Here is a 3,746-nt window from a genome sequence, read left to right as displayed (position 1 = left end):
TCTACCGAAACATACACCTCTTCATATTCACTCATTTATTTATTATACATCGCTGATGTTATTTAATTCTCATTCCTCAGCGAATAGGTCTCCAACTAGAACTTTATATTGAGCAAGATCCAGAAGGCAAGCTAAAAAATAGTTACCCTCGTTCTTACCCGGAGTGTAACTGCCAATTCCTCAGCAAAAGAAGAGTGTTAAAAGAACCCCCAGACAAGTTTAAAGACTTAGCAAAAGAGTTAAACGTTAAGTACACAACTCTGAATTCTCACTGGGATAGAAAATGTGAACCTTCGTTGCAAGAAATAGCCCGCACTCTAGGATATGAGCAGGAACCAAAACCATGAATATTGCAGAACTCCCTCTATTAACAGTACCGCTAGAGTTAAAAGCTCACGAAATGGCGCGACAGTTGGCAGCCGTTCAAACAAAGTACAGTCCAAAAAGGAAAACGAGTTTACTTGAATGCACTGGCAGTTTACGCAGTTCACAGATATTTAAAATGGCTGCAAATTGAAACCGATTTGGAAGGTTCTGATAGCTTCAATCAAGTAAAAACAGCGCTAGCTAATGTCGCTGACTTGCTAATTACTGGCATTGGTTCCTTAGAATGCCGCCCAGTTTTACCTGGTGAAACAAGCATTTTCTTACCCGCAGAAGTAATAGAAAATCGGATTGGATATGTGGGAGTACAGTTTAGCGATCGCCTTGACTCCGTGCAACTATTGGGATTTGCTCCCACCTTAGATAGCTCAAATCCCCCGCAACAACTCGCGGTAGCAGAACTGATGCCGATCGACGCTTTAATTGAACAGATTACTCGTTTAGAAGAAGCGATCGCCTTCTTAGAAACTGACGATCCAGTGGCGGTACAGGTGCGCTCTCAGATAGAAACTCAATCGCAGAGCAATATTGTTGCTCAATTCGAGCGTATTTATCGAACTTGCGAGGAGTACGAGTGGCGGTACGCAGCGGGAGAGATGTTAGCCGGGAGTGCCGCAGGAGGGGAGTTTACTCGTGAAAGTGCGGATAGCGCCGACACTGATTTACAAGATTTAGCCGAAGCACTGCTGGAAAAGTTAGCAGAAATATGGAGGGATGCTGCGTAATTTTGGAGCGGATAGCTGATGTGTATATGTAGTATCCCCTTCGTAACCTGTAAAGAATATGGCAAAAGGATTCGGCCCGAAGAAAGCTCCCCAAACGACAAAACGCCAGACAGCTTATTTCAAGCTGATTCAAGCGCTCCTCCAATGTCCTCGCGGTAAGGAACTGAAAATTTTAAGGAAGCACCCGGACTTGGTGGATGTTGGTTTGGTGGAAATGATGGAAATGGTCGCTACAATTCTGGTAGCACAGAGGGAGATTTCTGGTGCTAATTTGTTAATCGATTTGGCTGATTTTTTATACAGGTCTTACATAGGAGCAGATGGCTCACCAGTAACAGGCACTTTTGTTAAAGCTCCGGCTTTATTGTGGGAAGTATTGCGGACAATTTTATTAAAAGGGGACGAACAAACAGCTTACCAGATACTAGCAATTAACTCAGACAAACTGAATGAATATTTTTTGCTGCAATTTCGCCTCTGGATAGATTGTACGCTCCTGAGAACCCCGCAAAAACTAAAAAAAGCGATCGCACTTTTACTGATATCTTTCTGCAAAATGCTCTGGCTGTTTCCACTGGGCAATAGGGCAATTAACCTGGAAATTGCGATCGCAGGTTTTGAAGGAACTGCCAAGATTTTGACTCGTGAGGTTTTACCCCAAATTTGGGTGCAAATCCAAAGCGATTTAGCTCCAGCATACCGCAATCGGATTTGGGGCGATCGCTCCGAAAACCTTGAAAAAGCCCTAACCGCTTGCACCAATGCTTTGCAAATTTTCACTCGCGATACTTCTCCCCAAGAGTGGGCGATGGTGCAAAATAATCTCGGTCTTGTTTACAGTGACAGAATCGTCGGAGATGAAGCTGAGAATTTAGAAAAGGCGATCGCTTGCTATGAAGAAGCCTTGCAAGTTGTTAGCCGCGATCGAGATCCTGAACTTTGGGGAACACTGCAAAATAACCTGGCACTTGCTTACACTCGCCGAGTTGAAGGAGAGCGAGCGCAAAATTTCGAGAAAGCGATCGCGTGTTATCAAGTTGCCTTAAAAGTTCGCACTGATTCCGATTGGGCTAGTAGCCAATTTCACCTTGGTCTTGCCTATAGCGAAAGGATTTTAGGGGACAAAATCCAGAACCAGGAACGGGCGATCGCAGCCTATCAAGCCGCTTTACAAATTTATACCCCCGAAACCTATCCAGAAAGATGGGCTAAAACCCAGTTAGATTTGGGTTTTGCTTACCGCAAATTGGCACAAATTGCTAATGCTTTAACCTGTTTTCAAGCGGCCTTAAAAGTCTTTACACCTGCTTCCTTCCCTAGAGAGTGCATCGAAACCGGACTTGAGTTGGGAAAGGTAGCATTGGCTACTGCCAAAAAGGCAGAAGCTTTTGAAGGTTTTGAGATTGTAATTGAAGCTGTAGAGATGCTCAGCCGCTGGGGTGATTCTGAATCTTTACATCAAGAAATTCCTGCAAAAATTTCTGCTTACACACAAATAGTAGGGCTTTGCATGAACTGTGGAGAACTAGAAAAAGCTAAAGAATATGCTGAACGCTCAAGTTTTCCTGTTATTTTAGGCCTACTAGAAAATGTTCACCTCCAGCAAGTAAGTTCTATTTCACAGTTTCTTATTAAAGTCTTAGACACCGTTGCAAAAAACGAAAATAATCCGCAAGCTTTGTACCATATTCTCGAAGCAAACCTAGATAAACTGGACAACAGTTTTGTAGAACGATTAAGTCTAATAAAGTTTGATATATCTCAAGTAGGGCCAGGGGAAGCAATCAATTTAGCGGCAAGAGTTCTCAACTTTAGCAGCCTGATTGAAAATTTCCCCAAAGGCAATGCAGAAAACAACTGGAAGATTGCTAAGACAGGCTACGAAGTTGCAGCTACTGTTTTTACCAAAGAAGACTTCCCCGAACAATGGAATTTTATTCAACATAAAATCCGCCCTAATTTACCCTTTGAATTATTGCAAGTTATTTCCGAAACTCAAGCTAAAATTCGAGTTGATACTTTACTTGAACATGAGCGAGAGCAAATTGAGAAGTATTTTGTTAAAATAGCGCAAAAACTTATATCGTTGACAGCTAACCCAGAACCAATAAACGAAATTTTTATCAAGTGGGTACAGAAAATATTTCTTGACGCTAACCCAGAGCAACTTGACGAGATTTTTGTTGACGAGATGCCAGATGAAGACGATGCTATGCTATCCGAAGTTCCACCTGAAAAAAGAAAAGAAATTGCTTCGGGTATTTGGATTTTAAGCTGGCGCATAAGCGAATTCAAAAAAGGTAATGAGGCTAATAATTTAGAAATTGCGATCGCAGGTTACAAAATTGCTGCCACAGCCTTAACCCGCGAATCTACTCCTGAAGAGTGGGCGCTTTGTCAGATGCTTCTCGGCATGGCTTATCGTCGCCGTTTTAAGGGCGATCGCGCCGAAAATCAAGAACAAGCGATCGCCTGCTGCCAAAATGCCCTACAAGTATTTACCCCCGAAGGATTTCCGATACAATGGGCAACGATTCAAAATACATTATCTCTTGTCTATCAATACTCCGGACAGTTTTTAAGCAGCCAGAGTACCATAAGACAAGACTGAAGGAAGGTTAGGGTGATTTAAAATCA

The 3,746-nt window shown here is 42.6% G+C and carries 1 protein-coding gene and 1 pseudogene; both read left to right on the top strand.

Annotation, left to right across the window (positions count from 1 at the left end; translation table 11 throughout):
* Positions 1-440 precede the first annotated feature (440 nt).
* Positions 441-1,109: pseudogene (locus tag QUB08_RS31445) on the top strand (DUF1822 family protein); the annotation flags it as partial.
* A 58-nt stretch (positions 1,110-1,167) separates the two neighbouring features.
* On the top strand, positions 1,168-3,720 hold the full coding sequence (locus tag QUB08_RS31440; RefSeq protein ID WP_333230167.1) for a tetratricopeptide repeat protein: 2,553 nt from the start codon (positions 1,168-1,170) through the stop codon (positions 3,718-3,720).
* The last annotated feature ends 26 nt before the right edge of the window (positions 3,721-3,746 follow it).

This window comes from Microcoleus sp. BR0-C5 (assembly GCF_036705045.1).
Lineage (GTDB): Bacteria > Cyanobacteriota > Cyanobacteriia > Cyanobacteriales > Microcoleaceae > Microcoleus.
This window is presented reverse-complemented; position numbering and strand designations above follow the sequence as displayed.